The following is a 26,163-nucleotide window of genomic DNA, read 5'->3' as shown; positions in this document are numbered from 1 at the left end:
TGTTAGGAAAGCTGCGACTGCACCTGGGTGGAGATCAGTTCCAGATGGTCCAGGTCGGACAGGTCGAGGATCTGGAGGTAGATCCGGCTGGAGCCGGTCCCGGCGTAGCGGCCGATCTTGTCGACGACCTCGGCCGGGGAGCCGGCCAGGCCGTTGGCCTTCAGTTCGTCGACCTCACGGCCGATCTTGGCGGCACGGCGGGCGACCTCCCGGTCGTCCCGGCCGACGCAGACGACGAGGGCGTTGGAGTACGTCAGCTCGTCGGCGCGCCGGCCGGCCGCCTCCGCGGCGGCCCGGACCCGGCCGAACTGCCGTTCGCTGTCCTCGACGGAGGCGAACGGGATGTTGAACTCGTCGGCGTACTGGGCGGCGAGCCGCGGCGTGCGGGTCGCTCCGAGCCCGCCGACCAGCACCGGGATCTTCGCCTGTGCGGGCTTCGGCAGCGCGGGCGACCCGGTGAGCTCGTAGTACGTCCCACGGAAGTCGAAGGTCTTGCCGACCTCGGTCGCCCACATCCCCGTGACGATGGCCAGCTGCTCCTCCAGGCGGCCGAACTTCTCCTTCGGGAAGGGGATGCCGTACGCCTTGTGCTCCTCCGCGAACCAGCCCGCGCCCAGGCCCAGTTCGACCCGGCCGCCGGACATCTGATCCACCTGGGCGACCTGGACGGCGAGCACGCCGGGCAGCCGGAAGGTGGCGGCCGTCATCAGCGTGCCGAGCCGGATGCGCTTGGTCTCGCGGGCGAGTCCGGCGAGGGTGATCCAGGCGTCGGTGGGTCCGGGCAGGCCGTCCACGTCGCCCATGTGGAGGAAATGGTCGGAGCGGAAGAAAGCGTCGAACCCGAGGTCCTCGGTGGCCTTCGCCACGGTGAGCAAGGTGTCGTAGGTCGCCCCCTGCTGGGGCTCGGTGAAGATGCGAAGATCCATGCCCTCCATCCTGCACGCCGGCGGACCCACGGGCGCAGGGACCTCACCGGGGCCCGCCGCCCTCCCGTCCCCGGTCGGGTGAAATCGCCTCCCGCTCCGGCGGCGCCTCCTCCCGCGCGGCCAGCTTCCGCACCATCTCGCGGACCCGGTCCCGGGACTCGTCCGCCGCGTCGATCGCCTCCATGCACTGCCAGTACGTGGCCTCGTCGGCGGCCGAGCTCGCGATGCCGACGAGCGCGATGCCGGCCTCGCCGAGCAGGAGGTCCAGGCTCAGCAACGCCTGCCGGGCGTCGTCAAGTGCGGTGAGCCGGGCCGCCCGTAAGTCCTCAGGATCGAGGTCCGGCGCGTCGAGGACCCCGCAGCCCCGGCCCGCCAGTTCGGTCAACCCCAATGCCTCGCCCCGTAGTTCGGGCGGTCCGGAGACGGCGAGGCGGCTGCCGATCGCCTGCGCCAGGGCCTGCGCCTGCCACACCTCGGCCAGGATGGCGGGGGCCTCGCCGCTCCCCGCCAGGGCACGCCTGCTCGCCAGGATGAGCCGCACCGCGTCCATGCGCTGCCCCCTGTCTGTCACGACGTGCTGTTCGCACGTCCGCCCGAACTCCATTGTCCACTACCCAGAGTGAAGGTGCGTGGGGCGAAAAGCCAGAGGAAGACGGAAATCTGCGGACAACAAAACGGTTTCGGTCGGGGGAATGGTTTCGGAGAGTGACAACGGAGGGTGGGCTTCCCCCTTCACTCCCCCGATTCCGCCGATTCCCCCGGCACCGGAAACCGCCGCTCGTTCCGGTCGATCTTCGCCGCCAGCGCCGCCAGCGGATCGACGCCGAGCACCTCGCACAGTTGCAGCAGATACGCGAGGACGTCCGCGACCTCGTCGCGCACGCGGTGTGCGGTCTCCGGGTCCGCCATGACGCCGGCCGACTCCTCCGGGGTCAGCCACTGGAAGATCTCGACCAGTTCGGACGCCTCCACGCTGAGCGCGGCGACCAGGTTCTTCGGCGTGTGGTACGGCTGCCAGTCGCGCGCCGCGGCGAACTCCGCCAGCCGCCGCTGCAACCCGGCCAGATCCGGACGCTCGGATTCCTCAGTCACGGCACCAGGTCTACCACCCGCGACTCCCCACCGGTGCGGCCCCCGGGCCCACCGGCGCGGAACCCGGGGCTCACCCGCCCGGAACCGCCGCGCCCGGCATGAGTCCGCTCACCTCGGTGCCGGGCGGCGTGAGCAGGAACACATTGCGGTCGACGCGGTGCATCCCGCTGCCCAGCCCGAAGACGACGCCGGTGCTGAAGTCCAGGACCCGCTTGGCGACCTCACCCTCGGCACCGGTGAGGTCGAGGAGCACCGGGACGCCCGCCATCAGGGTCTCGGCGACGTCACGGGCGTCCGCGAACACATTCACCCGCAGGACGACGAAGCGGCGGCGCGCCTCCGTCGTCGCCTCCGGGGGCACGCGGTGGTTCACCGCGGACGGCCAGGCGTCGCGGCCGCGCAGCGGGACGACCTGGGCGAGCCCCTCCCACTGCTCATCAGTGACGTCGTGACCGTTCACCGGCTTCCCCTGCCCTGACTCGCTTCCCTCACCTGCACCAGCCAATTCTTACGCCATGTCACCCTTTCGGCCCAACAGCGACACGGTGCACGACAAGAGGTCGCGAGACTGCCCGAAAGAGACATCGTCTCGACACATCAGGATCGCCCGCGCCACGCGACTTGACCGCTTCCTGCCCGAAAGCGGCTTCTTACCGCGTCCACACCGGACTCTTCACCTCCCGCCGCGCGCCGCTCACCGGATCCGATTACGTTCGCGTGTCGTGCACTGGGCGGAACAGCAGCTGGTGGCACCCGGTCGGCGGACACTGTCGGCGGTGTCCGCCCCGGAACCTCCGGCCCAGTGGCGTCGCGTCCGGACGCTGCCGGCCGTCGTCAGTCTCTTCATCGGTACCCGGGCGGTGTGGACGCTGGCCGCGTCCCGTCTGCTCCCCGTCGCCGGCGTCATCTGCCCGTGCTACGCCTCGATCCTGGTCTGCGCGGTGCTGACCCCGGTGGTCCGCCGCACAGGCGCCGTGCCAGGCGCCGCGGGGCAGGCGGGACTTTCGAAACACGCCCTAGTGGCCCGCGCCTCGCCCCTCGGCGGCACCCCGCTCACCCCGGAGGGGTGACACGGCCGGACTCCCGGCCGGAGGGACAGGCCCCCGGCCCGCGACCGCGGTCGCTCGTGGCCGCAGCACTCCCGCCGTCGCGGCCGCGACGGCGCAGCAGGCCACGGGGAGGAAGAAGGTCAGGTTCAGCGGGACCACGCGGGTGAGCCAGCCGATGACGGCCGGGCCGGCGAGCATGCCGAGGTAGCCGAGTCCGGCGACCTTGGAGACGTTGGCGCCGGCGGCGTCGGCATCGGCGTGACCGGCGGCGCTGAAGAGCTGGGGAACGCATCCGGAGAGCCCGGCGCCGAAGAGCGCCCAGCCGGCCAGGGCGAGCGCAATCCACGGCGACAGGGCGGCCGCCGTCATGCCGACGGCGGCCACCGCGGCGCCGTGGCGCAGTATCGCGGCGGGGCCGAAGCGGGCCGAGAGACGGTCGGCGAGCAGGCGGCCGATGGTCATCGTCGCGGCGAACGCACCGTAGGCGAAGGCCGCGGTGCTGTCGGAGGCGCCGAGGACGGTCCGCAGGTGCAGCACGCTCCAGTCGTTGGCGACCCCCTCGCACAGCATGACCATCAGCGCGAGGACGGCCAGGATCCAGATACGGGTACGATCCGGGGCTGCCTGCTTGGCCGGCCCGCCGGACTCGGACCCGGCGTCCGCGGCCGGTCCCGCGGTGGTGGGCAGCAGACCCGGGGCGGCGCACACGGAGACCACCGCTCCCAGTACGGCCGCCGCGCCGAGCGTCGCCGCCGGGGTCCAGCCCGCGCTCGCGACGGCGGCACCCGCGAGGGCGGCCACCACGCCGCCGACGGAGAACGTGGCGTGGAACGCGGACATCACCGGGCGTCCGTACGCCTTCTCGACCTGGACGGCGTGGGCGTTCATACTCACGTCCAGGCAGCCGTTGCCGAAACCGAGAGCGATCAGGGCACCGGCGAGCATCCACGGCTTGGAGGCCAGTCCGGGCAGCGCCAGGGCGGCACTGCACAGGACACCGGAGGCGGGCACGACGATCCGGGTGCCGAGGCGGTCGGCGACCGGTCCGGCCAGCTGCATCCCCACAAAGGCGCCCGCCCCGAGCAGGAGCAGGAAGCCGCCCAGGACGGCGTGACTGACGCCGACGCGGTGCTCGATGGGCGGGATCTGCACGATCCACATCCCCAGCAAGGTCCCGTTGAGGATGAAGTAAGTGAAGGTCGCCAGACGCGCGGCGCGCAGTGATCGCTGCATGGAGCGAACGTATCGAACATGATGCTTGTTTGAAAAGCACCCGTTCTCACGGTATTTCTGTTCGTCGACGCATGGTGTTCAATCGCGGGCATGGGTAACACGGGCCGTCTGAGGCAGATCACGGACGCGGTGCGCGAGGCGGGCAGCCTCGGCGTCGGCCAGTTGGCCGAACTCACCGGAGCCTCGGAGATGACCATCCGCCGCGACCTGGAGGCCCTGGCCGCCCAAGGCGTGCTGGAACGCTTCCGGGGCGGCGCCCGCAGCCTGCTGCTGCGCGGCGAGGAGCCGCCCTTCACCCTGCGCGCGCAGGAGGGCACCCGGGCCAAGCAGCGCATCGGCGCGGACGTGGCCGCGCTGATCGCCGACGGGGAGACGGTCGTCCTCGACAGCGGCACCACCTGCCTGGAAGTGGCCAGGGCGCTGCGTGGCCGGCGGGTGACCGTGATGCCGCTGTCGCTCCAGGCCGTCAACGCGCTCGCCGACAGTCCCGGGCAGACCACCCTCCTCGTGCCCGGCGGCCGGCCCCGTCCGGGCGAGGGGGCCCTCACCGGTCCCCTGACCCTGGCCTCCCTGGCGGCCCTGCGCTTCGACACCGCAGTGATCGGCTGCTGTGGGCTGACGGCACAACAGGGCCTGACCGCCTACGACTTGGACGACGCGGCGGTGAAGCGGGCGGCGATCGGCTCCGCCCGGCGCGTGCTCGCCGTGGCCGACGGCACCAAACTGTCCCGGACGGCACACGCCTTCGTGGCGCCGGTCACGCGGTTGCACACCCTGGTCACCGACGATTCCGCGCCACCCGGCGAGGTCGAGGCGATCCGCGCCGCGGGCACGGCCGTCAACACCGCGCGACAGGAGGGACGTTGACCAGTCGTGTCACTCTCATCTCGCCCGCGACGAACCCGTCGCTGCGGCAGGCCCGGTTCGACGACACCGACTCGATCGACGACGTCGGGGCGGCCAGGGCCCGTTCGGCGGCCGGGTCGCTGCCCTCGGCTTCCCGGGTTCTCCTGTCCCCGAGCGCGCGCTGCCGGGAGACGGCCTCGGCGCTCGGCCTCGACGGCGTGGTGGTACGGGAGTTGGCCGGTCAGGACGCGGGCCGTTGGCGGGGCCGGACCCTGGAGGAGGTGACGGCCACCGAGCCGGAGGCGGTGGGCCGCTGGCTCGCCGACCCCGGCTGCGCCCCGCACGGCGGGGAGTCGGTGCGGGACGTGTGCGAGCGGATCGGGCGCTGGCTGGACACGGCACGGGACACGGACGGCCGTACGCTCGCCGTGGTCGAGCCGGAGGTCGTACGGGCCGCGGTCGTCCACGTACTGGGCCTGCCCGCGGCCGGCTTCTGGCGCCTGGACGTACCGCCGTTGACGGCCACGGAGCTCAGCGGACGGGCCGGCCGCTGGAACCTGCGGCTCGGACAGCCCCTGACGGCGCCCTGAGGAACGCGACAGGGGCCCCCGGAAGGTTCCGAAGGGCCCTGTCGTGTCCTGAATCCCCAGGGGTTCAGTGCGCGGTCGGCACCGCCCGTCCGGACGCGGCGGTCGCGGGCCTGGGATTCAGCAGCCGCTCGGCCAACTCGCCGAAGAGCAGCCCGAAACCGCCCCACAGGACGGTCTGCATGGCCAGGGCGGAGAGCCGGAACCGCCACAGCAGGGTGGCCGGGAAGCCCGCCGGCACCTCGTTGACGGCCGGCAGGAAGGCGTACGCCGGCCCGATCACCACGGCGAAGGCGGCCACCGCGGCCACCGTCGCGTACCACGTGCCCAGCGCGGGCGCGAGGCGCTTGCCCAGGATGGTGGCGGCGATCGCGAGGAGGACGCTGAGCAGCATCATCAGGAAGTACAGGGTCGTCCTCCTGCCGATGGTGTCTTCCTGGCCGACCGCGGGCGGGTTGGCCGGGTACTTCAGGAACGGCACGACGTACACGGCCAGCAGCGCGCAGCCGGACAGCAGCAGCGCGGTCGCCCGCGGGGAGAAACGGCCCACGCGGCCCAGCGCGAAGCAGAAGGCGAGCGCGGCGATGCCGCCGAAGGCGACCCCGTAGACGAGGACGCCGGTGGCGAGACCGGCGGTGGACTGCAGGGAACGGGTGACGACTTCCCCCTCGTCATGAGAGTGGGAGTGGGCGTGCGCCTCCTCGAGGCCGATCGCCTTGTCGACGAACGGCTCCCCGAGGAAGTAGGCGACGACCAGGGCGAGCACACCGGCGGCGAGACCGGCGAGCATGCCCCGTACCAGGAGGTTCCTTACCGTTGCGGAGTTCATGAGCGTGCGGCGTCCCGCGCCTCAGTGGCAGGGGAAGCCGAGCAGGTGGCGGGCGTCGTGCACCCACTCGTGGACGTCCGTGCCGCTGAACACGGAGGTGGCGCCCTGCTCGGCGCCGACGAAGTACAGCAGGACCAGCATGAGAACGCCGAAGAACACCGCCCAGGGAGCTATCGCCTTCAGCAGCATCGGGGCGGGGGCGGCGGCGGTCGGCTGGGCGACGGTCTGCGCCATGGCAGAACCTCCTCTGGGAGTTCGCGTCCCATCTCGGTGGTACACAGGACGACAGCCACGGGTCTGACTCACGAACACCCCGGGGGCGTTCGCATACAGTGGCGCGACCGTGCCGGATTCCCACCGGCTTCCGTCTCGCCGTCGTCGATATCGGACAGACCGTATCGCGTGCCGCCCGCCCGGCCAAGACCGCGCCCCCCGGGCGTGATCTTCTCCACCGAACCGTCGACCGCTTCCCCCACCACGGCACAAGCCTGATCGTCAGCGACCCGGAAGCCGTAAGTCAGATGCTCCAGCGCTATGGCAGGATGCGCGGGCAGGCTCTGAGCCACCAAGCCACCTCGGGCCTGCCGGAGCAGATGCGAGGGGCGCTGTGAGCGCCTCCGAACTCTGCTCCACCGCCCATGGCGCCACTCGATCCGCACGCACCACCCCGGAGGGACGAGCCCCGTGCTCACGTCGTACGCCGCCCACTTCGACACGCCCGCCGGGTACCTCGACTTCGCGCGCTTCGGGCCGCCCTCCCGGGACGCCGTCACGGCCACCGCGCGGGCCCTGGACGCGTCCGCCCGCGCCGACCACACCACCGTGGACACCCTGATGCGCGCGGAGGAAACCGCGCTGGAAGCGGCCGCCCGCCTCGCGGGCGCCGACGCGCAGCACACCGTGCTCCTCCCGAACGCGTCCACGGGTCTGTTCCACGCCGCGCTCGGCATACGGGAGGGCGTGGTGCTCGCGCCACGCACCGACTTCCCCGCCAACCACTACCCATGGCGCCGCGCCGCGGACCTGGGCCGGGCCACGCCGCGCTGGATCGACCCCGCACCCGGCTCCGGAGTCACCCCCGACCTGGTCCGCGCCGCGCTGACCGACGACGTCGTGGCCGTGTCGGTCAGCGCCGTGGACTTCCGCACCGGGTTCCGTGCCGACCTGGCGGCGCTGCGCGAGGCGATCGGCCCCGGCCGGCTGCTGATCGTGGACGCCATCCAGGCGTTCGGTGTCGCCTCCCTGCCCTGGGACGCCGCCGACGTGGTGGTCGCAGGCGGCCAGAAATGGCTGCGCGCCGGATGGTCGACCGGCTTCGCCACCCTGTCCGACCGCGCCCTGGAATCCCTGGAGCCGGTCCTCACCGGCTGGACGGGCGTCCAGGACGTCGGCCTCTTCGACGGAGCCGAGCACCCGCCCGCCCCGGACGCACGGCGGTGGTCGATCACCAATCTGAGCCCGGTGACGGCCGCCGCGTTCGCGGCCGCGCTGGACCTCGTCGAGCGGCACACCGTCGTCGCGATCGAAGCCGCGATCGCCACACGGATCGCCGAACTCACCGAGGTCGTCGAGGCGTGCGGCGGCCGCGTCCTCTCCCCCGCGGATCCTGCGCGGCGCGCGGGCATCCTCTCCTTCACCATGCCGGACCACGATCCGTCCCTCGTCGCCAAGGCGCTGCACACCGAGGGCGTCACCGCGACCGCGCGCACCGACTCGCTCAGGCTCTCCCCCCATGCCTCGACCCCGTCGGAGGCATCCGAACGAGTCGCCGCCGCACTGTCGTCCCTGGGCGGTTGAACCCCCGGGCGACCTCTTGAACCCGCAGGTCGGCGACCTCTTCTCCCTCAGGCGGGAGCGGGCTCGGGCTCTGCCTCACAGGTGAGCCGCCCGGCACGGGCGAGCGCCGCGACCGAGGCCGCGCACACGAGTCCGGTGGCGGTCAGAACCGTCCAGGTCGTCCAGAGGGCATGGTGCCGTCGGGCGAAGTCCCACAGCGCGCCGGTGACGAGGTTGCCCAGAGTGATGCCCAGGCCGGAGACGGTGTTGTAGAGGCCGTAGTAGGTGGCGACCAGGCGGTTGCCCGACAGGGCGACGACGGTGTCCATCTCGAACGGGTAGACCACGGCGGAGCCCACCGCGAGCAGGACCACCGCGGCGACCAGCGAGACCAGCGCAGCCCCCGAGGAGCCGCGCGGGGTGAGTGCGAGCGGCAGGAAGGCCAGCCCCATCACGGCCAGTCCCCGCACCAGCGCCTGGCTGGGTTGCCACCGCTGCTTGGCCCAGCCGGTCAGGCGCAGTTGGCCGACGACGGCCACCGCGGCGGAGACGATGAAGAGCCCGCTGGTGACCGCCGTGCCGTTCGCCCCCAGGGCGTCGGCCGCCGCCAGCGGGAGGGCCAGGTACACCTGGAAGGTGAGCACGTAGGAGCCGATCATCGCGGTGGCGAAGAGGAGGAAGGGGCGGTTGGCCAGGACCGTCCGCCACTGCGCGAGCACACTCCCCTGCCGGGCCGTGTCCGCCGTGTGGCCGCGGCGGGCGGGCAGGGCCCGCCACTGCAGCACGGTGAGTACGGCGAAGATGGCGGCGGCGGTCGTGCACACGAGGCGGAAGTCGGCGGCGAGCAGGGCGAGCCCGACGAGTGGGCCGAGCAGCATGCCGGCCTGGTAGTGGACGTTGAAGGCGGCGAAGGCGTCCACGCGCCGTTCGCCTGCCTCCACGGCGAGGTAGGCGCGGACGGCGGGGTTGAACAGGGCGCCGGCGAAGCCGGTGGCGGCGGAGGCGGCGATCAGGGCGGGGAGGTCGTCGACCCAGCCGAGCAGGCCGAAGCCGGCGGTGCGCAGCAGGCAGCCGGTCATGATGGGTGCTTTGTAGCCGAGGCGGTCGGCGAGCGTGCCGCCGATGAGGAACATGCCCTGCTGGGAGAAGTTGCGCACGCCCAGCACGAGTCCGACGGCCCAGGCGGCGAGGCCGAGTCCGGCGGACAGGTGGGCGGCGAGGTAGGGCATGAGCATGTAGAAGGCGAGGTTGATGGCGAACTGGTTGGCCATCAGCAGCCGGACGGCGGGCGGGAAGGAGCGGGTCTGCTGCCACAGGTTCTTCATCGCCCGGCCCTCGCGAGTTCCGGCGCATCGCCGCCGACGGCGAGCGGGTCGACGACGCGGGTGCAGCGAGTCCAACGGGACACGGTCCGTTCGCCCGGATCAGCGATCTCGTCCGGGTCCTCGGCGGGCAGGTGGCCGAGGAGGCCGTGCTCCCGGCAGTACGTGTCGTCGAAGACGGTGCCGACATAGCGTTGCGGGCCGTCGGGGAAGACCGCGACGATCCGTTCCTCGGCGGGCAGGATGCGGGCCAGCCAGCGGGCGACGAGGGCGACGGCGCCGACGCTCCAGCCGCCGGTGGCGTAGTGGTCGCGCGCCAGGAGTCGCGCCGCCCACACCGCCTCGGCGGCGGCGACCCAGTGGACCTCGTCGAACAACTCGTAGGCGACGTTGCGGGGATGGATGCTGGAGCCGAGTCCGCGCATCAGGCGGGGCGCGGCGGGCTGCCCGAAGATCGTCGAGCCGGTGGTGTCCACCCCGGCCACGCGCAGCCTCGGGAAGAAGCCGCGCAGTTCGGATCCGATGCCGACGGAGTGACCGCCGGTGCCGACGGAGACGACGAGGGTGTCGATGCGGCCGAGTTGGGCGACGAGCTCGTGGGCGAGCGGGGCGTAGGCGGCGACGTTGTCGGGGTTGTCGTACTGGTCGGGGCACCATGCGTCCGGGTGGGCGGCGAGGAGTTCCCCGACCCGGTGGCGGCGCGCCTCCTGCCAGCCACCGACCGGGTGCGGGGTGGTGACGACGTCGACTTCGGCGCCGTACGCGGTGAGCAGGCCGGTCATCAGCGGCTCGATGGCCGGGTCCGTGACGACGGTGACGGGGTGGCCGAAGGTGGCGCCCGCGAGGGCCAGGCCGAGGCCGAGGGTGCCGGAGGTCGACTCCACGATCCGGGCGCCGGGCAGCAGCCGGCCGCGTTCGCGGGCGGCTCGGACCATGTGCAGGGCGGTGCGGTCCTTGATGCCGCCGGGGTTATGGCCTTCGAGCTTGGCCCAGAAGCCGCGTCCGGCGGCGGTGAAGGGCTCGCCGATCCACAACACGGGGGTGTCGCCGACCAGTCCGGCGGGCGTGCGCATGGGGCGTTTGGTATCGGCCAGGAGCTGGGCCGGGCAGGCGGGGACGGATGTGCGGGTGGGGTGGTTCATGGCGTGCTTCTCCTGCGGCCGGGGCCGTGAACGGCCACCGGTCTTGTGGGTGCGGGAAGAGGGCGGGGTCGATCGGCTGCCGCCGCCCGCATCAGAGGCAGGGCTCGGCAGCGGGGCCGATCAGGTCCGCCACACGCCGAAAAGGGCTCGCGCGTGCCCGGGCGAGGTGCCGCCGGGCTCGGGAGACGCTGTGCGCGGTCGCGCCGGGAGCGGCGGGGCGACGGTGTGGTCGGCGGGCAGGGCGTCGTGGACCGTGGGGAGGGCCAGGGAGACGTCGCGTGAGAGCTGCGCCGTCGGTTCGTCCCCGTCCCAGCAGTGCACGCCGCTGTCGTGCGCGGGGGCCGATGTGCGAACGTCCGCCCGGTGCTGCTCGTGCGGTGTCTGTCCGCAGGCAGCGGAGGCGACGAGCGGGGTGTCGGCCCGTGCCGCGCCGATGAAGGTCGGGCCGTGGGCGCAGGCCAGTACGTGCATGAGCGCGGCCAGCAACAGCCCGAACACCGCTCCGGTCCGTGACGCGGAGCGGCGGCGTCGGAAGGGGAACCCGGCCAGCATGAACACAAACAGTAGTCGTTCGAGTACGTAAAGTTCTTGTCAGGGCCCGCAAGGAGTGACCGCCGCCCGGCCGGAACCACTCCCCCGCCGGGCGGCGGCTCACCTGATGCGACTTACCTGATGCGGTTCACCGCTCGGACCCGGCGTCCTGCCGGGCGAGCATGTCGGCCATCAGGTCCAGCTCCGCCCGCTGCCCGTCGACCGCGGTCTGCGCGAGCCGCTTGACCTTGGCGTCGTCGGCCGCACCGCGTCGCGCGCCATGTCGACGCCGTCCTTGTGATGGGCCGTCATCAGCCGCAGGTACAGCACCTCGACGTCCTTGCCATCGAAGGGCTGCGGCGGTGCGGTGAAACCGGGTGACGGCCTGCGCGTCCGGGAGTACGTGAGTACGCACGTACGGGAGTTCGGGGAGGGCAGGCTCGGGAAGGCTCGGGGGCACAGCCATGCCTGGCCGTGCGCGCGCCCTTCCTCGGACACGACGACGAACCGCTTGGCGGCGTTGCAGGCTTGGCCGGTGTTTTCGAGGCGAGCGGAAACCGCGGCCTCCACCACGGAATCGAGGTCGTCGGTGGAGAGCACGATGAACGGGTCGGAGCCACCGAGTTCGAGGACAACCTTCTTCAGGTGCCGTCCGGCGATCTCGGCCACGGCAGCGCCGGCCCGTTCCGAGCCGGTGAGGGACACGCCTTGGACGCGTGGGTCGGCGATCACCTGGGCGATCTGTTCGTTGGTGGCGTAGACGTTGACGTACGCCCCGGCGGGTAAGCCAGCCTCGGTGCAGAGCTTCTCCAGCAGCGCCGCGGTGGCCGGGCACTGCGGGGCGTGCTTGAGGACGATGGTGTTGCCCAGGGCGAGGTTCGGGGCGGCGAACCGCGCGACCTGGTAGGCGGGGAAGTTCCACGGCATGATGCCGAGCAGGACGCCGACCGGGCTGCGCCGGATGACAGCGCGGCCGGGGCCGGAGGTGACGTCGAGTTCCTCATCGGCGAGGAACTGCTCGGCGTGGTCGGCGTAGTAGTGGTAGATGTCGGCGCAGAAGTCGATCTCGCCCTCGGCTTCCTTAAGTGGCTTGCCCATCTCCCGCACGATGCTGTGGGCCAGATCGGCACGGTGTCGGCTGTGCAGATCGCCGAGTCGGCGCAGGAGCGTGGCACGTTCGGCCACTGAGCTGTTTCGTCCCCAGGTGGTGGCCGCGTGGGCAGCGTCGACGGCTGCCGTGACCTCGGTGTCGGTGGCGGTCGGATAGGTCTGTGCGGTCGTGCCGGTGGACGGGTCGGTGACGGCGTACATCAAGTCTCCAGGAAGTGTTGGGGTGCGGCGGCCGGAGGCCGGTCCGGCGTACGTGTGTGCCGCAGGGGCCGGTATTGAGGAGCCCTACGGCTCCAGAATGGTGCGGACCTTGACGTTCGATTTGAGGTCCTGGACGGCGGCGGCTGCCTCCCGGAGGGGGCGGACGGCGCTGATCAGCTCGTCCAGCGGCAGCCGTCCGGCCAGGTAGAGGCGGGCCAGTTTGGGGATGTCGATCGCGCCGACGCTGGAGCCGTAGTTGCATCCGAGGATGCGCTTGCCCTGGTCGAAGAGGTCGAAGAGGTTGAACGCGCCCGTCGCGCCGACGGCCGCTGGAGGGTACGCAAGGGTCGCCGCTAGCGAGCCGTTGGGGCTCGGGATATCGTCACTGGCCGTTCCGATGAGGGTGGGCGATCCGCGGGAGGCCGTCGGCCGCAGGGGTACCGGTGCCGGAAGCGTGTGCGGAGTCCCTGGTGTAAGCAGACGTGGCCGAAGACGACCTGTGGGACGAGTGGTCTAAGCCTTACACGGACGTCGAGCCCCGGGGCACGACCCGCGGGTTCCGCTGCTGGCGTTCGCCCGAACCCAGCCATGGCCGGGGCGGGCGTCCAGTCTGCTCGACTGGACGCCCGCCCACCGGGTCCGGCTCGACATCAAATCCCAGGCCGCGTACGAGGAATCAGGGCGCTCTCCGCTCAGACCGTCTTGCCAGGGCAGAGGCGGTCGCGTACGCCCCAGTCGGTGACGAGGACGTCGACGAGGAGCAGGCCACGGCCTCCGTCCTCGTCGAGGCCGGGAGCCAGCCGAGTCGGCAGGGCGGGGTGGGTGTCGGTCACCTCACTCTCGGGACGCCACCCGAGCGGACTCGCTGCTCCGTCTCGCGAAGGCGTACGAATCAACCCGCTGAACGAACAGATCCCAAGAGAACGGGATCAGTCTGCCCGGCGGACTGCCTGGAGCCAGCACCGCTTACGGAACCTCTCTCCGTCCCCACCGCACGACGTCGAACGTCAGGAAATGGGGAACCAGGTCGAGAGGCGCTTGGCGATGACCGGTACATCGATGTTGTCCTGTGCGACTTCCTCTACGAACGGGCCGGCAACGGAGACGGGTGGCGGGACGGTACTGGCGCTGACGCCGTTGAACCGCAGGAAGACACGCATGGCGAGCCAGGCGGTGCGCTTGTTGCCGTCGATCAGCGCGTGATTGCGGGCGACGGAGTGCAGCAGTGCCGCCGCCTTCTCGTGCAGCGTGGGATACAGCTCGGCTCCGAACACGTTCGTCCGGGGTCGCTCGATCGCTGACACCAGAAGGCCCATGTCACGCACGCTGTGCTCGGTACCGTTGACCGTGCGGGCGATGGCCAGGATCTCGTCGATCTGGATGTAGCGCACTTGGGTCACTTCAGGTAGTCCAGGATCTCCGCATCGCTGTCCATGAGCTCGGCGAGGACGTCATCGACCTTCAGCTCGGCCCGGTTCTGGGCGTCACGGATGGCCTCAATGGCCAGTTCCTGCTTGCTGCGGCCCTCCCGACGAGCCCGCTCGGTGAGCTTCGCGTCAAGATCGTCGGGGAGTCGGAGTGTCATCGCCATACAGAGATGATACCAGGCCGGTATCAAGGTGGCGCGGTAGGGCCGCGCTCTCGGCTCCAAGGAGCGTGGGGCCGGGATGGTCGCTCGCACCGCCACTGCGGAGGTGCAGCAGAGACTTCCGCTTCGAGCGTCATCCGAGCGTCAAGAATCTCCGAAAGAGCCTCTGAAGCGTCGCCGATGCAAGCGTCTCGCGCACGAATCCGCAGGTCAGGGAGCTCTCAAAGATCGATCCGTCCGCTCGAACCGCTTCACGGAGGGAAACAGGTCGAGCAACCCACCCGAACAACAAAACCGCAGGTCAGGCACCTTTGCCCGCAGGCTCAAGGACCGCGACGCACTCCACGTGCGACGTCATCGGGAACAGGTCGAACGCCCGCAGTGTCCGTACCCGGTAGCCGCCCTCGCGGAAGTACGCCAGGTCTCGGGCCAGGGCGGCCGGGTCGCAGGCCACATAGGCGATGCGGCGGGCGGCGAGGGAGGTGAGGTGGGCGACCGTGGTGCGGCCGGCGCCCGCTCGGGGCGGGTCGAGGACGATCAGGTCGACCTCGGTGATGCCGGTGCGCGGGAGGACGGACTCGACCTTGCCCTGTTCGACGCGGACGCGGGGGAAGCCCGCGAGGTTGTGCCGGGCGTCCTCCACCGCGCGCTTGCCGGACTCGATGCCGAGCACCGCGCCCTTGTCGCCGACGCGGTCGGCCAGGGCGCCGGCGAAGAGGCCGACGCCGCAGTACAGGTCGAGGGCCATGTCGCCCTTGCGGGGCAGGAGGCCCTGCATGACCGCCGTGACCAGGGTGTCCGCCGCCTTCGGGTGGACCTGCCAGAAGCCGCCGTTCCCGACGCGGTGGGTGCGGCCGTCGGCGCGTTCGCGGACGAACGGGCGGCCGTGCACGCGGTGGACGCCGCCAGTCTTCTCGTCGACCCGGAGAACGGAGACCGGCTTGTCCAGTTCCACCAGCGGCAGGCGGGCGCCCGGGCGCGGGGTCAGGATCACCTGGCGGTCCTGCGAGCCCGTGGCAGCGATCGCCTCGACGGACTCCATGCCGTCCCAGTCGCGCCGCTCGATGCCCAGTTCGCTCACTCCGGCAGCCGCGATCATGCAGTGGTCGATCGGCTCGACCTCGTGCGAGCGGTGGCGGCGCAGACCCGCCTTCCCCGTGGCGGGGTCGACCGCGTACTGCACTCGGGTGCGCCACTGCGGGACCTCGCCCGCGGGCAGCTTGTCGCCCTCGGCGGGCATCACCGTGCCGTCCCAGCCGGCCTCCTCGGGCGTCAGGACCGCGAGCCGCTTCAGCTGCTCGGCGATCACCTCGCCCTTGAGCCGTCGCTGGGCTCCCGGCTTGGCGTGCTGCCAGTCGCAGCCGCCGCAGCGGCCGGGTCCGGCGTAGGGGCAGGGGGCCTCGATGCGGTCCTTGGAGGCGTCGATGATCCGTACCGCGTCCGCGCGCAGGAATCGGGCGCCCTCCTCGCCCTCGGTCACCCGGGCCACGACCCGCTCGCCGGGCAGCGCGTGCCGTACGAACAGCACCTGACCCTCGGCGGTACGGGCGATGCAGTGGCCGCCGTGGGCGACGGGGCCGATCTCGACCTCGTACTCCTGCCCCACCAGTGAGCCGCCCGGCTCCGGTCCCACCTGCGAGTTCTTCGGTTCTGCCTGCATGGTGGGGTGACTCCAGATCGAAAGATGCGGACGGCCGGACAACAGCCCACCAGTCTACGTGGGTACCGTCCGGCCGTTCACCAAGAGGCCGCGGGGCCGGTCAGCCCTTCGTGGCCGGCGACTCCTTCGGCTCCTTCACGCGCTCCTGGGCCGGGCCACGCCGCACCGCGCCGGGCGCGTTCCAGTCCTGGCGCCTGCGAGCGCGCAGCTTGGCCGCCTCGGAGGAGGCGAGCTGGTAGGGCACCGAGGTGACCATCACGCCCGGCGTGAACAGCAGCCGGCCCTTCAGGCGCAGCGCGCTCTGGTTGTGCAGCAAGTGCTCGTACCAGTGACCGACGACGTACTCGGGGATGATCACCGAGACGGCGTCGCGCGGGGACTCCTTGCGCAGGCTCTTCACGTACTCGATGACCGGGCGGGTGACCTCGCGGTAGGGCGAGTCGAGCACCTTCAGGGGCACGTCGATGCCGCGCCGTTCCCACTCCTCGCGCAGCGCCCGGGTCTCGGCCGGGTCCACGTTGACGGTGAGCCCCTCCAGGGTGTCCGAGCGCATCAGCTTGGCGTACGCCAGGGCGCGCAGGGTGGGACGGTGGATCTTGGAGATGAGGACCACGGAGTGGACGCGGGAGGGCCGGACGGTGTCGTCGCCCGGGCCGTCGGGGGCCGCGAGCTCCTCGGAGACCCGGTCGTAGTGCTTGCGGATCGCGGTCATCGTCGCGAAGAAGATGCACATGCCGAGCAGGGCCACCCATGCGCCGTGCGTGAACTTGGTGACGAGGACGACGACCAGCACCGTGCTGGTGAGGAAGGCGCCGAAGGTGTTGATGGCGCGGGAGCGGATCATGTGGCTGCGCCTGGCCGGGTCCCGCTCGGTGGCCAGGTGGCGGTTCCAGTGCTTGACCATGCCGACCTGGCTGAGGGTGAAGGACACGAACACCCCGACGATGTACAGCTGGATCAGCCGGGTCGAGTCGGCGCCGTACACGACGGTCAGCAGGGCGGCGGCGCCCGCGAGCAGCACGATGCCGTTGGAGAAGGCGAGCCGGTCGCCGCGGGTGTGCAGCTGACGGGGCAGGAAGCGGTCCTGGGCGAGGATCGAGCCGAGCACCGGGAAGCCGTTGTACGCGGTGTTGGCGGCCAGGAAGAGGACCAGCGCCGTCGCGGCGGCCAGGACGAGGAACAGGAAGCTGCCCTTGCCGAAGACGGCCTCGGCGACCTGGGAGATCACCGGGTTCTGCACATAGTCCGGGCCGACCGGGACACCGTCGCGCAGGAGGTTGGCGGCCGGGTTGTCGGACATGCGGACGCCGGTCGTCATGGCCAGCGTGACGATGCCGCAGAACATCGTCACGGCCAGCAGGCCGATCATCGCCAGCGTGCTCGCCGCGTTCCTGGACTTCGGCTTGCGGAAGGCGGGGACGCCGTTGGAGATCGCCTCGACGCCGGTGAGCGCGGCGCAGCCGGAGGAGAAGGCGCGCAGCAGCAGGAAGACTAGGGCGAAGCCGGCGAGTCCCTCGTGTTCGGCCTTGATGTGGAGGTCGGCGGTCGGCGCCCGCATGGTGTCGCCGAGGACGAGCCCGCGGACGGCGCCCCACACGATCATGATGAAGACGCCGGAGACGAACACGTACGTGGGGATGGCGAAGAGCGTGCCCGACTCCTTCACCCCGCGCAGGTTCATCAGTGTCAGGAGCACGATCACCGCCACCGCGCACAGCACCTTGTGCTGGACGACGAAGGGGACGGCGGAGCCGAGGTTCTCGATGCCGGAGGAGATGGAGACGGCGACGGTCAGGACGTAGTCGACCAGCAGCGCGCTGGCGACGGTCAGGCCCGCCTTGGAGCCGAGGTTGGTGGTAGCCACCTCGTAGTCGCCGCCGCCGCTCGGGTAGGCGTGCACGTTCTGCCGGTAGGAGGCGACCACGGTCAGCATCAGCACGGCCACCGCGACCGCTATCCAGGGGCTGAAGTGGTACGCCGACACGCCAGCGACGGAAAGGACCAGCAGGACCTCACCGGGCGCGTACGCCACGGAGGACAGCGAGTCGGAGGCGAAGACGGGTAGGGCGATGCGCTTCGGCAGGAGCGTTTCGCTCAGCCGGTCACTGCGCAGTGCGCGCCCGATCAGAATACGTTTGGGCACGTCGGTCAGTTTGGACACAACAGAGGATCGTAGGCCTTTGCCCGCCGGGTCGTGCACCTGCCGTCCCGGATCTGCCTCACGAGTGAATTCCGGTACCGAAGACCCTGCGGATTCCGCAGGTGGGGTGTGCGCCGTGCCTAGATGTCTGGATCCCGCTCCCCGCCGACCCCCCGGAGGTCCCATGCCCACGACCGCGGAGCTGATCGGCGCCGCCGCCGCGTTGCTCGGCCTCGGATTCCTGACCCTGCGCAGCGTGCGCAGCATCACTCGGCGCCGGCCCGAGGCCGAGTGAGGCGCCGCCCACCGCGGAGGCGTTAAGGATGCGGCAGGGGGGTGCCCGCCCCGAACCGGGCATGTGTAGCTTGTCCCTCTGTCTGAGACCCTGATGGGACTGAGCAGTCGCTATTGACATCGGAAGGACGGTCGTGCACATCGTCATCATGGGCTGCGGGAGAGTGGGCTCCGCTCTCGCCCAGACCCTGGAGCAACAGGGGCACACGGTCGCCGTGATCGACCAGGACCCCACCGCCTTCCGCAGGCTGGGCCCCGGGTTCGGTGGCCGCCGGGTCACCGGAATCGGCTTCGACCAGGACACCCTGCGCGAGGCGGGCATCGAGGAGGCCGGTGCCTTCGCGGCCGTCTCCAGCGGCGACAACTCCAACATCATCTCCGCGCGGGTGGCCCGCGAGATGTTCGGCGTGCAGAACGTCGCGGCCCGTATCTACGACCCCCGCCGCGCCGAGGTGTACCAGCGCCTGGGCATCCCGACCGTGGCCACGGTCCGCTGGACGGCCGACCAGATGCTCCGCCGGCTGCTGCCCTCGGGCGCGGAGCCGCTGTGGCGCGACCCCACCGGCGGCGTCCAGCTCGCCGAGGTGCACGCCTCCCCGAAGTGGGTGGGCCACAAGATCAGCAGACTTCAGGAGGAGACGGGCGTCCGGGTGGCGTTCCTGACCCGCCTCGGCGAGGCGATCCTGCCGAGCTCGCAGACGGTGCTCCAGGAGGGCGACCTCGTGCACGTGATGATGCGGACGGACGACGTGGAGAAGGTCGAGGCGGCGTTCGCCGAGGGCCCGGAAGAGGAGAGCGGTCACTGATGAGGGTCGCCATTGCAGGTGCCGGCGCGGTCGGTCGCTCGATCGCGGGCGAGCTGCTGGAGAACGGCCACGAGGTCCTTCTCATCGACAAGGCGCCGACCGCCATCTCGGTCGAGCGCGTGCCGCAGGCGGAGTGGCTGCTGGCCGACGCCTGCGAGATCACCTCGCTGGACGAGGCGGCGCTTCAGCGGTGCAACGTCGTGATCGCCGCGACGGGCGACGACAAGGTGAACCTCGTCGTCTCCCTGCTGGCGAGGACGGAGTACGGCGTGCCGCGGGTGGTGGCCCGCGTGAACAACCCGAAGAACGAGTGGCTGTTCAACGAGGCCTGGGGCGTGGACGTGGCCGTGTCCACCCCGCGTCTGATGTCCGCGCTGGTCGAGGAGGCGGTGAGCGTCGGCGACCTGGTCCGGCTGCTGCGCTTCAGCCACGGCGACGCCAACCTGGTGGAGCTGACCCTGCCGGAGGAGTCGGCCCTGGCCGGCACCCAGGTCGGGGACGTCGAGTGGCCGGAGGACACCTCGCTGGTCACCATCATCCGCGGCACCCGGGTGCTCACGCCGTCCCGGGAGGACTCCCTGGAGCCGGGTGACGAGCTGCTGTTCGTGGCCGCGCAGGCCCGTGAGGAGCAGCTGGAGGATCTGCTGTCGGTGCGCCGGGAACGCTGAGCACCGACGTCCGCATACGGCGAGGGGCGCCCGGTACGAGCACCCGCGCCCGCTACGAACGGCGAGGGGCGCCCGGAGATCCGGGCGCCCCTCGCCGTCGTACGGGCGATGCTCAGGTCTGGCGGCGGTGACGGCCGGCGGCCGGTGCCTCGCCGTGCTCCTCCTGTGCCAGGGCCGCCTTGCGCTCCTCCTCGGCCTTCTCCTCCGCCTCCATCTCCGCGAACACGTCGATGGGCGCGGGCGCCTTCGCGAGGAAGACCCAGGTCAGCCAGACCGCCAGCAGGAACGGCGGGATCTTCAGCGTGACCAGGACCCAGCCGAGCTGGGTGGTGTCGGCCCACCAGTACAGCGGGAAGAGGATCGCGCACTTGGCGAGCAGGATCAGGCCCCAGGCCCAGCTCGCCTTGGCGTAGGCCTTCTTGCGGCCCGGGTTGCGGGTGCGCCAGGAGAGGTTCTCCTTGAAGACCGGGCCGAGCATCAGGCCGATCAGCGGGACCCCGGCCAGCGTGGTCACGATGTACGCCAGGGCCAGGCCCAGCGTGTAGAGCATGCCGGGCAGGTAGAAGTCCTTGGCGTTGCCGGTCATCATCGCGAAGACGACACCGAAGGCGACGCCGAAGACACCGCTGAAGGCGTGCTTGACGGTGTCCCGCATCGCCAGCCGGACCACGACCAGCAGCAGCGACACGGCCAGCGCGGCGATCGCCGACCAGTGCAGGTCCTTGTTGATCGTGAAGATGGTGACGAAGAGGAGGCCGGGCAGCACCGTCTCGACCATGCCCCGCACCCCGCCGAACGCCTCGAACAGCGCGGCCTCCGTCACCGCCCGGGCATCGTCGTCGGCAGTCGTGTTTTCGGTCGGCTTGTCGAGTGGCGTCACGGGCTACTCCCGTCCGAGGGGTCGCAGTTCGTACTTGGGGTTGAACAGCACCCGGCGGCCCCGGCTCATCGAGATCCGGCCCGATGCGATCAGCCTGCGCCCCGGTTCGATCCCGACGATGGAGCGCCTGCCGAGCCACACCACGTCCAACGCGGCCGTGCCGTCGAACAACTCGGCCTCCAGGGCCGGGACTCCGGCACGTGGACGCAGGGTGACCGTGCGCAAGGTACCAGTAACCGTGACGATCTGCCGGTCGTGGCAGTCGCCGATGCGCGTACAGCCCGCGGTCTCGGCGTCCTCCCGCAGTTCCTCGGACTCCAGGTCCTCCTGCGACGAGGAAAGCCGGTCGAGCATGCGCCGGAACCGGCCCACCGGCTTTTCTGAACGAGGAACAGCACTCATGTCTGAAGCGTACCGGGGAGTCCCGAGGGCGACGTAACCGCTCACTTCTCGAACCGGTAGCCCATCCCCGGCTCGGTGACGAAGTGCTTGGGGTGCGAGGGATCGGCCTCCAGTTTCCTGCGCAGCTGCGCCATGTACACGCGCAGATAGTTCGTCTCCGTGCCGTACGACGGCCCCCACACCTCCTGGAGCAGCTGCTTCTGGCTGACCAGCCGGCCGGTGTTGCGCACCAGCACCTCCAGCAGATGCCATTCGGTCGGGGTGAGCCGTACGTCCTTGCCGGCCCGGTTGACCTTCTTCGCGGCCAGGTCGACGGTGAAGTCCTCGGTCTCCACCAGCACGCCGTCCTCACCACTGCCGACGGGCTCGGCGCGGCGGACGGCGGCCCGCAGCCGGGCCAGCAGCTCGTCCATGCCGAAGGGCTTGGTGACATAGTCGTCGGCGCCCGCGTCCAGCGCCTGGACCTTCTCGTCGGAGGAGTGCCGGGCGGACAGCACCAGGATCGGCACGCGGGTCCAGCCGCGCAGGCCTCTGATCACCTCGACGCCGTCCATGTCTGGCAGGCCCAGGTCGAGAACGACCACGTCGGGGTGGCGGGAGGCGGCGAGGTCGAGGGCGGTCCTGCCGTCGGCGGCGGCGTCGACCTCGTACTTGCGTGCCTTGAGGTTGATCACGAGGGCGCGCACGATCTGCGGCTCGTCGTCGACCACCAGCACCCGCGTCATGTGGTGAGCCTTTCTGGTTCGGTGGGCCGGGCGGCAGCGCGAAGGCTCTCCGCGGCCCGCAGGGTGAGGACCATCGTCAGACCGCCGCCGGGCGTGTCCTCGGCGTTGAGCGTGCCGCTCATGGCCTCGGCGAAGCCGCGTGCCACGGCGAGACCGAGGCCGACGCCGGCTCCGCGCGGGGCGTCGCCGTGCCGCTGGAACGGCTCAAAGATACGGTCCTTGGCCTCGTCCGGGACGCCGGGTCCGCGGTCGACGACCCGGACCTCGACCCGGTCGGCCATGGCACTGGCGGACACCAGCACCGGCTCGTCCGGCGGACTGTACTTCACGGCGTTCTCCACCAGGTTGGCCACCGCGCGCTCCAGCAGCCCGGGGTCGACGGCCACCATCGGCAGGGACTCGGGAATGTCCAGCTCCACACTGTCCTCGGGCACCCCGCCCAGCGCCATCGGGACCACCTCGTCGAGGTCGATCTCGCGGATCAGCGGGGTGACGGTGCCGGTCTGCAGGCGGGACATGTCCAGCAGGTTGCCCACCAGGTGGTCGAGCCGGTCGGCGCCCTCCTCGATGCCCTGGAGCAGTTCCGCGCGGTCCTCCTCGGACCACTCCACGTCCTCGGACCGGAGCGAGGAGACGGCCGCCTTGATCCCGGCGAGCGGCGTGCGCAGGTCGTGGCTGACGGCGGCGAGCAGCGCGGTGCGGATGCGGTTGCCCTCCGCGAGGGCGCGGGCCCGGTCGGCCTCCTCCTGGAGGCGCCGGCGCTCCAGGACGACAGCGGCCTGGGCGGCGAAGGCGGCCAGTACGCGGCGGTCGGAGGCGGGCAGCACCCGTCCGGTCAGCGCCAGCGCCATGTGGTCGCCGACGGGCATGTCCACGTCGGCGTCCTCCGGGCGCTGGAGCGGTCCGCCCGTGCCCACCCGGCCGGCGCAGGTCCAGGGGTCCACGTCGCTCTGCCGCTCGAGGAGCGCCACCGACTCCATGCCGAAGGTCTCGCGGACCCGCTCAAGGAGCGCTTCCAGGCTCGTCTCGCCGCGCAGCACGCTGCCCGCGAGGAAGGACAGTATCTCCGCCTCGGCGCGCAGCCGGGCGGCCTGGTGGGTGCGGCGGGCCGCGAGGTCCACCACCGAGGCGACGGACACGGCGACCCCGACGAAGATCGCGATGGCGACGATGTTCTTGGGGTCTGCGATGGTGAGCCGGTGCAGGGGCGGGGTGTAGTAGTAGTTCAGCAGAAACGATCCGACGGCGGCCGAGGCGAGCGCCGGCAGCAACCCGCCCAGCAGGGCCGCGGCCACCGTCAGGGCCAGGAACAGCAGCATGTCGTTGGCCAGGCCGAGGTCCCCGGCGTTCAGCAGCAGCGCGAGGGCCACCGGTCCGGCGACCGCCACCGTCCAGCCCCAGACGATCCGGGCGCGCCCGAGCCGGGCACCGCGGGCCACCGGCAGTCCGCGCCCCTTGGCGACCTGCCCGTGGGTGACGATGTGCACGTCGAGGTCGGGCCCCGACTCGCGGGCCACCGTGGCACCCACGCCCGGTCCGAAGACGTACTGCCACGTCTTGCGGCGCGAGGAGCCCAGCACGATCTGCGTGGCGTTGACCCCGCGGGCGAAGTCGAGCAGCGCGGCCGGTATGTCGTCGCCGACGACGTGGTGGAAGGTGCCGCCCAGGTCCTCCACGAGGGTGCGCTGGACGGTCAGCTCCTTCGGAGAGGCGGAGGTCAGTCCGTCGCTGCGGGCGATGTAGACGGCCATGACCTCCCCTCCGGCGCCCTTCTCGGCCAGCCGGGCCGCCCGGCGGATCAGCGTGCGCCCCTCGGGACCGCCGGTCAGCCCGACCACGATCCGCTCGCGCGAGCCCCAGATCCTGGAGACCTGGTGCTCGCTGCGGTAGCGCTGGAGGTACTCGTCGACCCGGTCGGCCACCCACAGCAGGGCCAGCTCGCGCAGCGCGGTGAGGTTGCCGGGCCGGAAGTAGTTGGACAGGGCGGCGTCGACCTTGTCCGACTTGTAGATGTTGCCGTGCGCCATCCGGCGGCGCAGGGCCTCCGGCGACATGTCGACCAGTTCGATCTGGTCGGCACGCCGCACCACCTCGTCGGGGACGGTCTCGCGCTGCCGTATGCCGGTGATCGACTCGACCACGTCGCCGAGGGACTCCAGGTGCTGGATGTTGACCGTGGAGATGACGTCGACGCCGGCCGCGAGCAGTTCCTCCACGTCCTGCCAGCGCTTGGCGTTGCGGGAGCCGGGGATGTTGGTGTGGGCGAGTTCGTCCACCAGGGCGACGGCCGGGGCGCGGCGCAGCGCGGCGTCGACGTCCATCTCGGTGAAGGTGCTCCCCCGGTACTCCAGTGCCTTGCGGGGGACCTGCTCCAGGCCGTGCAGCATCACCTCGGTGCGCGGCCGGTCGTGGTGCTCGACGAACGCCACGACACAGTCGGTGCCCCGCTCCACCCGGCGGTGTGCCTCGGACAGCATCGCGTACGTCTTGCCGACGCCTGGTGCCGCACCGAGGTAGATCCGAAGCTTGCCGCGTCCCATGGCCCCATTGTCTTCCCGTCACGCCTGTGCATGCCGCGTCGACCTTACGGCCGATAATCGCGACATAAGGGGTCGCGCGGGGGCGGATGGCCGTCTTTGACGCAACCCTGACGTGCACAGCGTCACGGCGTGACGACGTTACGACGTCAGGGCATCAAGCGTCAGGGCGTCGCGGCGTCACGATTCGACGATTCTCCCGTCGCGCAACTCCAGAACCCGGTCGGCGAGGTCCAGCAGGGTCGCGTCGTGGGTCGCGACCAGTGCGGTGACCTGCTCGCTGCGGACGACCGCGCGCAGCAGCTCCATCACGGCGTGGCCGGTCTCCGCGTCGAGCTGGCCGGTCGGCTCGTCGGCTATCAGCAACGCCGGCTCGTTGGCGAGGGCGCGGGCGATGGCCACGCGCTGCTGCTGGCCGCCGGAGAGCTCACCGGGTCGCTGCCGGGCGTGGTCGGCGAGGCCGACCAGGGACAGCAGCAGCTCGACGCGCTCCTCCCGGGCGCGCGGCTCGGCGCGGCGCAGCCGCATCGGCACGCCGACGTTCTCCGCGGCGGTGAGGATCGGGATGAGCCCGAAGGACTGGAAGACGAACCCGATGCGGTCCCGGCGCAGGGCGAGGATGCCGTCCTCGCCGAGTTCGGACAGATCGCGGCCGTCGACGTGAACCCGTCCCCGGTCCGGCTCGTCGAGCCCGCCGACGATATTGAGCAACGTGGTCTTGCCGGAGCCCGAGCGGCCCTTGAGGGCGACCAGTTCGCCCCGCGGGACCTCGAAGGAGACTCCGCGCAGGGCGTGCACGGCGGCCGCCGAGTGCCCGTAGGATTTGTGGACGTCCTCCACCCGCACCATGGTCTCGGTGATCACCTGGCTCATGTGCCCTCCCCGTTTCCGTCCCCCGTGGACCGGGCGCCGGCATCACCAGCCGTGCCCGTCCCTTCAACATCCAACGGACGGGCGATCGCGAAGGTTTCCGGCCGGGACCGCGGAGAGGTCCGCGCACGGCAGAGGGCCGCACCCCGGGAGGTACGGCCCTGGGTTCGATGACCGTTCTCAGCGGACCTCGGTGATCTCCGGGCCGCGCTGGAGCTGGCCCAGCCCGCCGGAGAAGCGGGACTGGCCCTCGTCCTGCTGGACGCCCTCGGGCACCATCTGCGCGTCGTTCGGCAGCTTCAGGACGATCGGGTCGCGGGGCGCCATCGGGCCCTCGCCGCGGACCACGACCGTGTCCCGGAAGATCTGCTCGAGCAGTCCGGCCGCCTGCGGCTGCACCGCGCCCTGCCCGGAGATCACCCCGCGCAGGAACCAGCGGGGGCCGTCCACGCCGACGAACCGCACGACCTGGTAGCCGCCCGTGCCGTCCGGCAGCTGCACCGGGACCTGCGCGCGCAGCTCCCAGCCCAGCGGCCCCTCGACCTCGTCCACGATGCCGCCCTGCTGGGTGATGCCGCTGCCGATCTCCTCGCGCACCTCGCCCCAGATGCCCTCGCGCTTGGGCGCGGCGAAGGCCTGCAACTGGATGGCGCTGTCCTGCAGGACGACGGTCGCCGCGACGATCGCGTCACCCGCGACCTCGACCCGCAGCTCCATGCCCTCGACACCAGGCACGAACATGCCGCCGAGGTCCACCCGGCCCTCGGCCGGCTCGCGCACCTCGGAGCTGTCCCAGGGTCCGTCGGGCCGCGGTCCGGGCTCGAGCCGCACACGCTCCCGCTCGCCCTCTACGTCTACGTCCGCCTCGGTGTCGACGTTGTCGACGACCTGCTCGGCCTCGCCGGCCGCGTCCTCGGCGGCACCCTTCTTCTTGCGACGTCCGAACACG

28 protein-coding genes and 1 riboswitch are annotated in these 26,163 nt (G+C 71.4%); of the genes, 6 read left to right on the top strand and 22 right to left on the bottom strand.

The window, feature by feature from the left end:
- Positions 1–2 precede the first annotated feature (2 nt).
- From ACFY4A_RS03555 to ACFY4A_RS03540, 4 genes are all read right to left on the bottom strand, one after another.
- Positions 3–926, bottom strand: a complete 924-nt coding sequence (locus ACFY4A_RS03555) for an LLM class F420-dependent oxidoreductase (RefSeq protein WP_390827775.1) — start codon at positions 924–926, stop codon at positions 3–5.
- Positions 927–969: 43 nt separating this feature from the next.
- Positions 970–1,476: a DUF6099 family protein gene (locus ACFY4A_RS03550; protein ID WP_390827945.1), complete on the bottom strand. Its 507-nt coding sequence runs from the start codon at positions 1,474–1,476 to the stop codon at positions 970–972.
- 182 nt (positions 1,477–1,658) lie between these two features.
- Positions 1,659–2,018, bottom strand: a complete 360-nt coding sequence (locus ACFY4A_RS03545; RefSeq protein WP_390827774.1) for a nucleotide pyrophosphohydrolase — start codon at positions 2,016–2,018, stop codon at positions 1,659–1,661.
- Positions 2,019–2,088: 70 nt separating this feature from the next.
- Positions 2,089–2,478, bottom strand: coding sequence for a cell division protein SepF (locus ACFY4A_RS03540; RefSeq protein ID WP_390827773.1), 390 nt, complete (start codon positions 2,476–2,478; stop codon positions 2,089–2,091).
- Positions 2,479–2,740: 262 nt separating this feature from the next.
- On the opposite strand from ACFY4A_RS03540, the gene ACFY4A_RS03535 reads away from it, so the two are divergent.
- Positions 2,741–3,088: a hypothetical protein gene (locus ACFY4A_RS03535; RefSeq protein WP_390827772.1), complete on the top strand. Its 348-nt coding sequence runs from the start codon at positions 2,741–2,743 to the stop codon at positions 3,086–3,088.
- On the opposite strand, the gene ACFY4A_RS03530 is transcribed toward ACFY4A_RS03535, so the two are convergent.
- Positions 3,035–4,300 (bottom strand): MFS transporter, encoded by a 1,266-nt coding sequence (locus ACFY4A_RS03530; protein ID WP_390827771.1) that lies wholly within the window; start codon positions 4,298–4,300, stop codon positions 3,035–3,037. The two genes, ACFY4A_RS03535 and ACFY4A_RS03530, sit on opposite strands and share 54 nt — an antisense overlap.
- A 90-nt stretch (positions 4,301–4,390) precedes the next feature.
- On the opposite strand from ACFY4A_RS03530, the gene ACFY4A_RS03525 reads away from it, so the two are divergent.
- Both ACFY4A_RS03525 and ACFY4A_RS03520 read left to right on the top strand, forming a co-directional pair.
- Complete coding sequence (locus ACFY4A_RS03525; RefSeq protein ID WP_390827770.1) at positions 4,391–5,167, top strand: DeoR/GlpR family DNA-binding transcription regulator; 777 nt, start codon at positions 4,391–4,393, stop codon at positions 5,165–5,167.
- Positions 5,164–5,736, top strand: a complete 573-nt coding sequence (locus tag ACFY4A_RS03520; protein WP_390827769.1) for a histidine phosphatase family protein — start codon at positions 5,164–5,166, stop codon at positions 5,734–5,736. Before ACFY4A_RS03525 ends, ACFY4A_RS03520 begins: the two co-directional genes overlap by 4 nt.
- Before the next feature lie 64 nt (positions 5,737–5,800).
- Here the strand turns inward: ACFY4A_RS03520 and ACFY4A_RS03515 are convergent, their stop codons facing one another.
- Both ACFY4A_RS03515 and ACFY4A_RS03510 read right to left on the bottom strand, forming a co-directional pair.
- Positions 5,801–6,562, bottom strand: a complete 762-nt coding sequence (locus ACFY4A_RS03515; protein WP_390827768.1) for a CbtA family protein — start codon at positions 6,560–6,562, stop codon at positions 5,801–5,803.
- Between the two features lie 21 nt (positions 6,563–6,583).
- The gene (locus ACFY4A_RS03510; protein WP_390827767.1) at positions 6,584–6,796 is read right to left on the bottom strand and encodes a CbtB-domain containing protein; all 213 of its coding nucleotides are present in this window, start codon (positions 6,794–6,796) and stop codon (positions 6,584–6,586) included.
- 36 nt (positions 6,797–6,832) lie between these two features.
- Positions 6,833–6,974, bottom strand: a riboswitch (cobalamin riboswitch).
- A gap of 272 nt (positions 6,975–7,246) precedes the next feature.
- Here ACFY4A_RS03510 and ACFY4A_RS03505 point away from each other — a divergent pair.
- Positions 7,247–8,359, top strand: a complete 1,113-nt coding sequence (locus ACFY4A_RS03505; RefSeq protein ID WP_390827766.1) for an aminotransferase class V-fold PLP-dependent enzyme — start codon at positions 7,247–7,249, stop codon at positions 8,357–8,359.
- Positions 8,360–8,406: 47 nt separating this feature from the next.
- Here the strand turns inward: ACFY4A_RS03505 and ACFY4A_RS03500 are convergent, their stop codons facing one another.
- The 9 genes from ACFY4A_RS03500 to ACFY4A_RS03460 form a co-directional block, all read right to left on the bottom strand.
- Positions 8,407–9,663, bottom strand: a complete 1,257-nt coding sequence (locus ACFY4A_RS03500; RefSeq protein ID WP_390827765.1) for an MFS transporter — start codon at positions 9,661–9,663, stop codon at positions 8,407–8,409.
- On the bottom strand, positions 9,660–10,802 hold the full coding sequence (locus tag ACFY4A_RS03495; RefSeq protein WP_390827764.1) for a PLP-dependent cysteine synthase family protein: 1,143 nt from the start codon (positions 10,800–10,802) through the stop codon (positions 9,660–9,662). Before ACFY4A_RS03495 ends, ACFY4A_RS03500 begins: the two co-directional genes overlap by 4 nt.
- A 120-nt stretch (positions 10,803–10,922) precedes the next feature.
- Positions 10,923–11,354, bottom strand: coding sequence for a hypothetical protein (locus tag ACFY4A_RS03490; RefSeq protein ID WP_390827762.1), 432 nt, complete (start codon positions 11,352–11,354; stop codon positions 10,923–10,925).
- A gap of 171 nt (positions 11,355–11,525) precedes the next feature.
- Positions 11,526–12,644 carry an aldehyde dehydrogenase family protein gene (locus ACFY4A_RS03485; RefSeq protein ID WP_390827761.1) on the bottom strand — a complete coding sequence of 373 codons (1,119 nt, stop codon included), beginning with the start codon at positions 12,642–12,644 and terminating at the stop codon, positions 11,526–11,528.
- A 692-nt stretch (positions 12,645–13,336) separates the two neighbouring features.
- Positions 13,337–13,477 (bottom strand): hypothetical protein, encoded by a 141-nt coding sequence (locus ACFY4A_RS03480; RefSeq protein WP_390827760.1) that lies wholly within the window; start codon positions 13,475–13,477, stop codon positions 13,337–13,339.
- 174 nt (positions 13,478–13,651) lie between these two features.
- Positions 13,652–14,044: a type II toxin-antitoxin system death-on-curing family toxin gene (locus tag ACFY4A_RS03475; RefSeq protein WP_390827759.1), complete on the bottom strand. Its 393-nt coding sequence runs from the start codon at positions 14,042–14,044 to the stop codon at positions 13,652–13,654.
- Positions 14,041–14,235: a ribbon-helix-helix protein, CopG family gene (locus ACFY4A_RS03470; RefSeq protein WP_037672007.1), complete on the bottom strand. Its 195-nt coding sequence runs from the start codon at positions 14,233–14,235 to the stop codon at positions 14,041–14,043. The genes ACFY4A_RS03475 and ACFY4A_RS03470 overlap by 4 nt, the downstream gene beginning before the upstream one ends.
- Positions 14,236–14,533: 298 nt before the next feature.
- The gene (locus tag ACFY4A_RS03465; RefSeq protein WP_390827758.1) at positions 14,534–15,892 is read right to left on the bottom strand and encodes a class I SAM-dependent RNA methyltransferase; all 1,359 of its coding nucleotides are present in this window, start codon (positions 15,890–15,892) and stop codon (positions 14,534–14,536) included.
- 100 nt (positions 15,893–15,992) lie between these two features.
- A complete protein-coding gene (locus tag ACFY4A_RS03460; protein WP_390827757.1) occupies positions 15,993–18,053 on the bottom strand; it encodes an APC family permease in 2,061 nt (686 codons plus the stop codon).
- Between the two features lie 407 nt (positions 18,054–18,460).
- Here ACFY4A_RS03460 and ACFY4A_RS03455 point away from each other — a divergent pair, with 407 nt between their 5' ends.
- Positions 18,461–19,132: a TrkA family potassium uptake protein gene (locus ACFY4A_RS03455; protein ID WP_141357528.1), complete on the top strand. Its 672-nt coding sequence runs from the start codon at positions 18,461–18,463 to the stop codon at positions 19,130–19,132.
- A complete protein-coding gene (locus tag ACFY4A_RS03450; RefSeq protein WP_384433828.1) occupies positions 19,132–19,800 on the top strand; it encodes a potassium channel family protein in 669 nt (222 codons plus the stop codon). Before ACFY4A_RS03455 ends, ACFY4A_RS03450 begins: the two co-directional genes overlap by 1 nt.
- Before the next feature lie 112 nt (positions 19,801–19,912).
- On the opposite strand, the gene ACFY4A_RS03445 is transcribed toward ACFY4A_RS03450, so the two are convergent.
- The 6 genes from ACFY4A_RS03445 to ACFY4A_RS03420 all read right to left on the bottom strand — a co-directional run bounded on the left by ACFY4A_RS03445 (position 19,913) and on the right by ACFY4A_RS03420 (position 26,162).
- A complete protein-coding gene (locus ACFY4A_RS03445; protein ID WP_390827756.1) occupies positions 19,913–20,680 on the bottom strand; it encodes a DUF3159 domain-containing protein in 768 nt (255 codons plus the stop codon).
- 3 nt (positions 20,681–20,683) lie between these two features.
- Complete coding sequence (locus ACFY4A_RS03440) at positions 20,684–21,082, bottom strand: OB-fold nucleic acid binding domain-containing protein (RefSeq protein WP_390827755.1); 399 nt, start codon at positions 21,080–21,082, stop codon at positions 20,684–20,686.
- A gap of 41 nt (positions 21,083–21,123) precedes the next feature.
- Complete coding sequence (locus ACFY4A_RS03435) at positions 21,124–21,807, bottom strand: response regulator (protein ID WP_390827754.1); 684 nt, start codon at positions 21,805–21,807, stop codon at positions 21,124–21,126.
- Complete coding sequence (locus ACFY4A_RS03430; RefSeq protein WP_390827753.1) at positions 21,804–24,347, bottom strand: ATP-binding protein; 2,544 nt, start codon at positions 24,345–24,347, stop codon at positions 21,804–21,806. The genes ACFY4A_RS03435 and ACFY4A_RS03430 overlap by 4 nt, the downstream gene beginning before the upstream one ends.
- Positions 24,348–24,524: 177 nt before the next feature.
- On the bottom strand, positions 24,525–25,217 hold the full coding sequence (locus ACFY4A_RS03425; protein WP_390827752.1) for an ABC transporter ATP-binding protein: 693 nt from the start codon (positions 25,215–25,217) through the stop codon (positions 24,525–24,527).
- A gap of 177 nt (positions 25,218–25,394) precedes the next feature.
- On the bottom strand, positions 25,395–26,162 hold the full coding sequence (locus ACFY4A_RS03420) for a DUF3710 domain-containing protein (protein WP_390827751.1): 768 nt from the start codon (positions 26,160–26,162) through the stop codon (positions 25,395–25,397).
- Position 26,163 lies beyond the last annotated feature (1 nt).

The organism is Streptomyces sp. NPDC001292 (assembly GCF_042896465.1).
Classification (GTDB): Bacteria; Actinomycetota; Actinomycetes; order Streptomycetales; family Streptomycetaceae; genus Streptomyces.
This window is presented reverse-complemented; position numbering and strand designations above follow the sequence as displayed.

Excerpts from the sequence above, each read along its gene's own strand:
- ACFY4A_RS03490 (WP_390827762.1), bottom strand. The coding sequence starts at position 11,354 with ATGCTGGCCGGGTTCCCCTTCCGACGCCGCCGCTCCGCGTCACGGACC.
- ACFY4A_RS03500 (WP_390827765.1), bottom strand. The coding sequence starts at position 9,663 with ATGAAGAACCTGTGGCAGCAGACCCGCTCCTTCCCGCCCGCCGTCCGG.
- ACFY4A_RS03450 (WP_384433828.1), top strand. The coding sequence starts at position 19,132 with ATGAGGGTCGCCATTGCAGGTGCCGGCGCGGTCGGTCGCTCGATCGCG.
- ACFY4A_RS03435 (WP_390827754.1), bottom strand. The coding sequence starts at position 21,807 with ATGACGCGGGTGCTGGTGGTCGACGACGAGCCGCAGATCGTGCGCGCC.
- ACFY4A_RS03525 (WP_390827770.1), top strand. The coding sequence starts at position 4,391 with ATGGGTAACACGGGCCGTCTGAGGCAGATCACGGACGCGGTGCGCGAG.
- ACFY4A_RS03555 (WP_390827775.1), bottom strand. The coding sequence starts at position 926 with ATGGATCTTCGCATCTTCACCGAGCCCCAGCAGGGGGCGACCTACGAC.
- ACFY4A_RS03425 (WP_390827752.1), bottom strand. The coding sequence starts at position 25,217 with ATGAGCCAGGTGATCACCGAGACCATGGTGCGGGTGGAGGACGTCCAC.
- ACFY4A_RS03550 (WP_390827945.1), bottom strand. The coding sequence starts at position 1,476 with ATGGACGCGGTGCGGCTCATCCTGGCGAGCAGGCGTGCCCTGGCGGGG.
- ACFY4A_RS03465 (WP_390827758.1), bottom strand. The coding sequence starts at position 15,892 with ATGCAGGCAGAACCGAAGAACTCGCAGGTGGGACCGGAGCCGGGCGGC.
- ACFY4A_RS03495 (WP_390827764.1), bottom strand. The coding sequence starts at position 10,802 with ATGAACCACCCCACCCGCACATCCGTCCCCGCCTGCCCGGCCCAGCTC.
- ACFY4A_RS03430 (WP_390827753.1), bottom strand. The coding sequence starts at position 24,347 with ATGGGACGCGGCAAGCTTCGGATCTACCTCGGTGCGGCACCAGGCGTC.
- ACFY4A_RS03485 (WP_390827761.1), bottom strand. The coding sequence starts at position 12,644 with ATGTACGCCGTCACCGACCCGTCCACCGGCACGACCGCACAGACCTAT.
- ACFY4A_RS03530 (WP_390827771.1), bottom strand. The coding sequence starts at position 4,300 with ATGCAGCGATCACTGCGCGCCGCGCGTCTGGCGACCTTCACTTACTTC.
- ACFY4A_RS03440 (WP_390827755.1), bottom strand. The coding sequence starts at position 21,082 with ATGAGTGCTGTTCCTCGTTCAGAAAAGCCGGTGGGCCGGTTCCGGCGC.
- ACFY4A_RS03470 (WP_037672007.1), bottom strand. The coding sequence starts at position 14,235 with ATGGCGATGACACTCCGACTCCCCGACGATCTTGACGCGAAGCTCACC.
- ACFY4A_RS03515 (WP_390827768.1), bottom strand. The coding sequence starts at position 6,562 with ATGAACTCCGCAACGGTAAGGAACCTCCTGGTACGGGGCATGCTCGCC.
- ACFY4A_RS03510 (WP_390827767.1), bottom strand. The coding sequence starts at position 6,796 with ATGGCGCAGACCGTCGCCCAGCCGACCGCCGCCGCCCCCGCCCCGATG.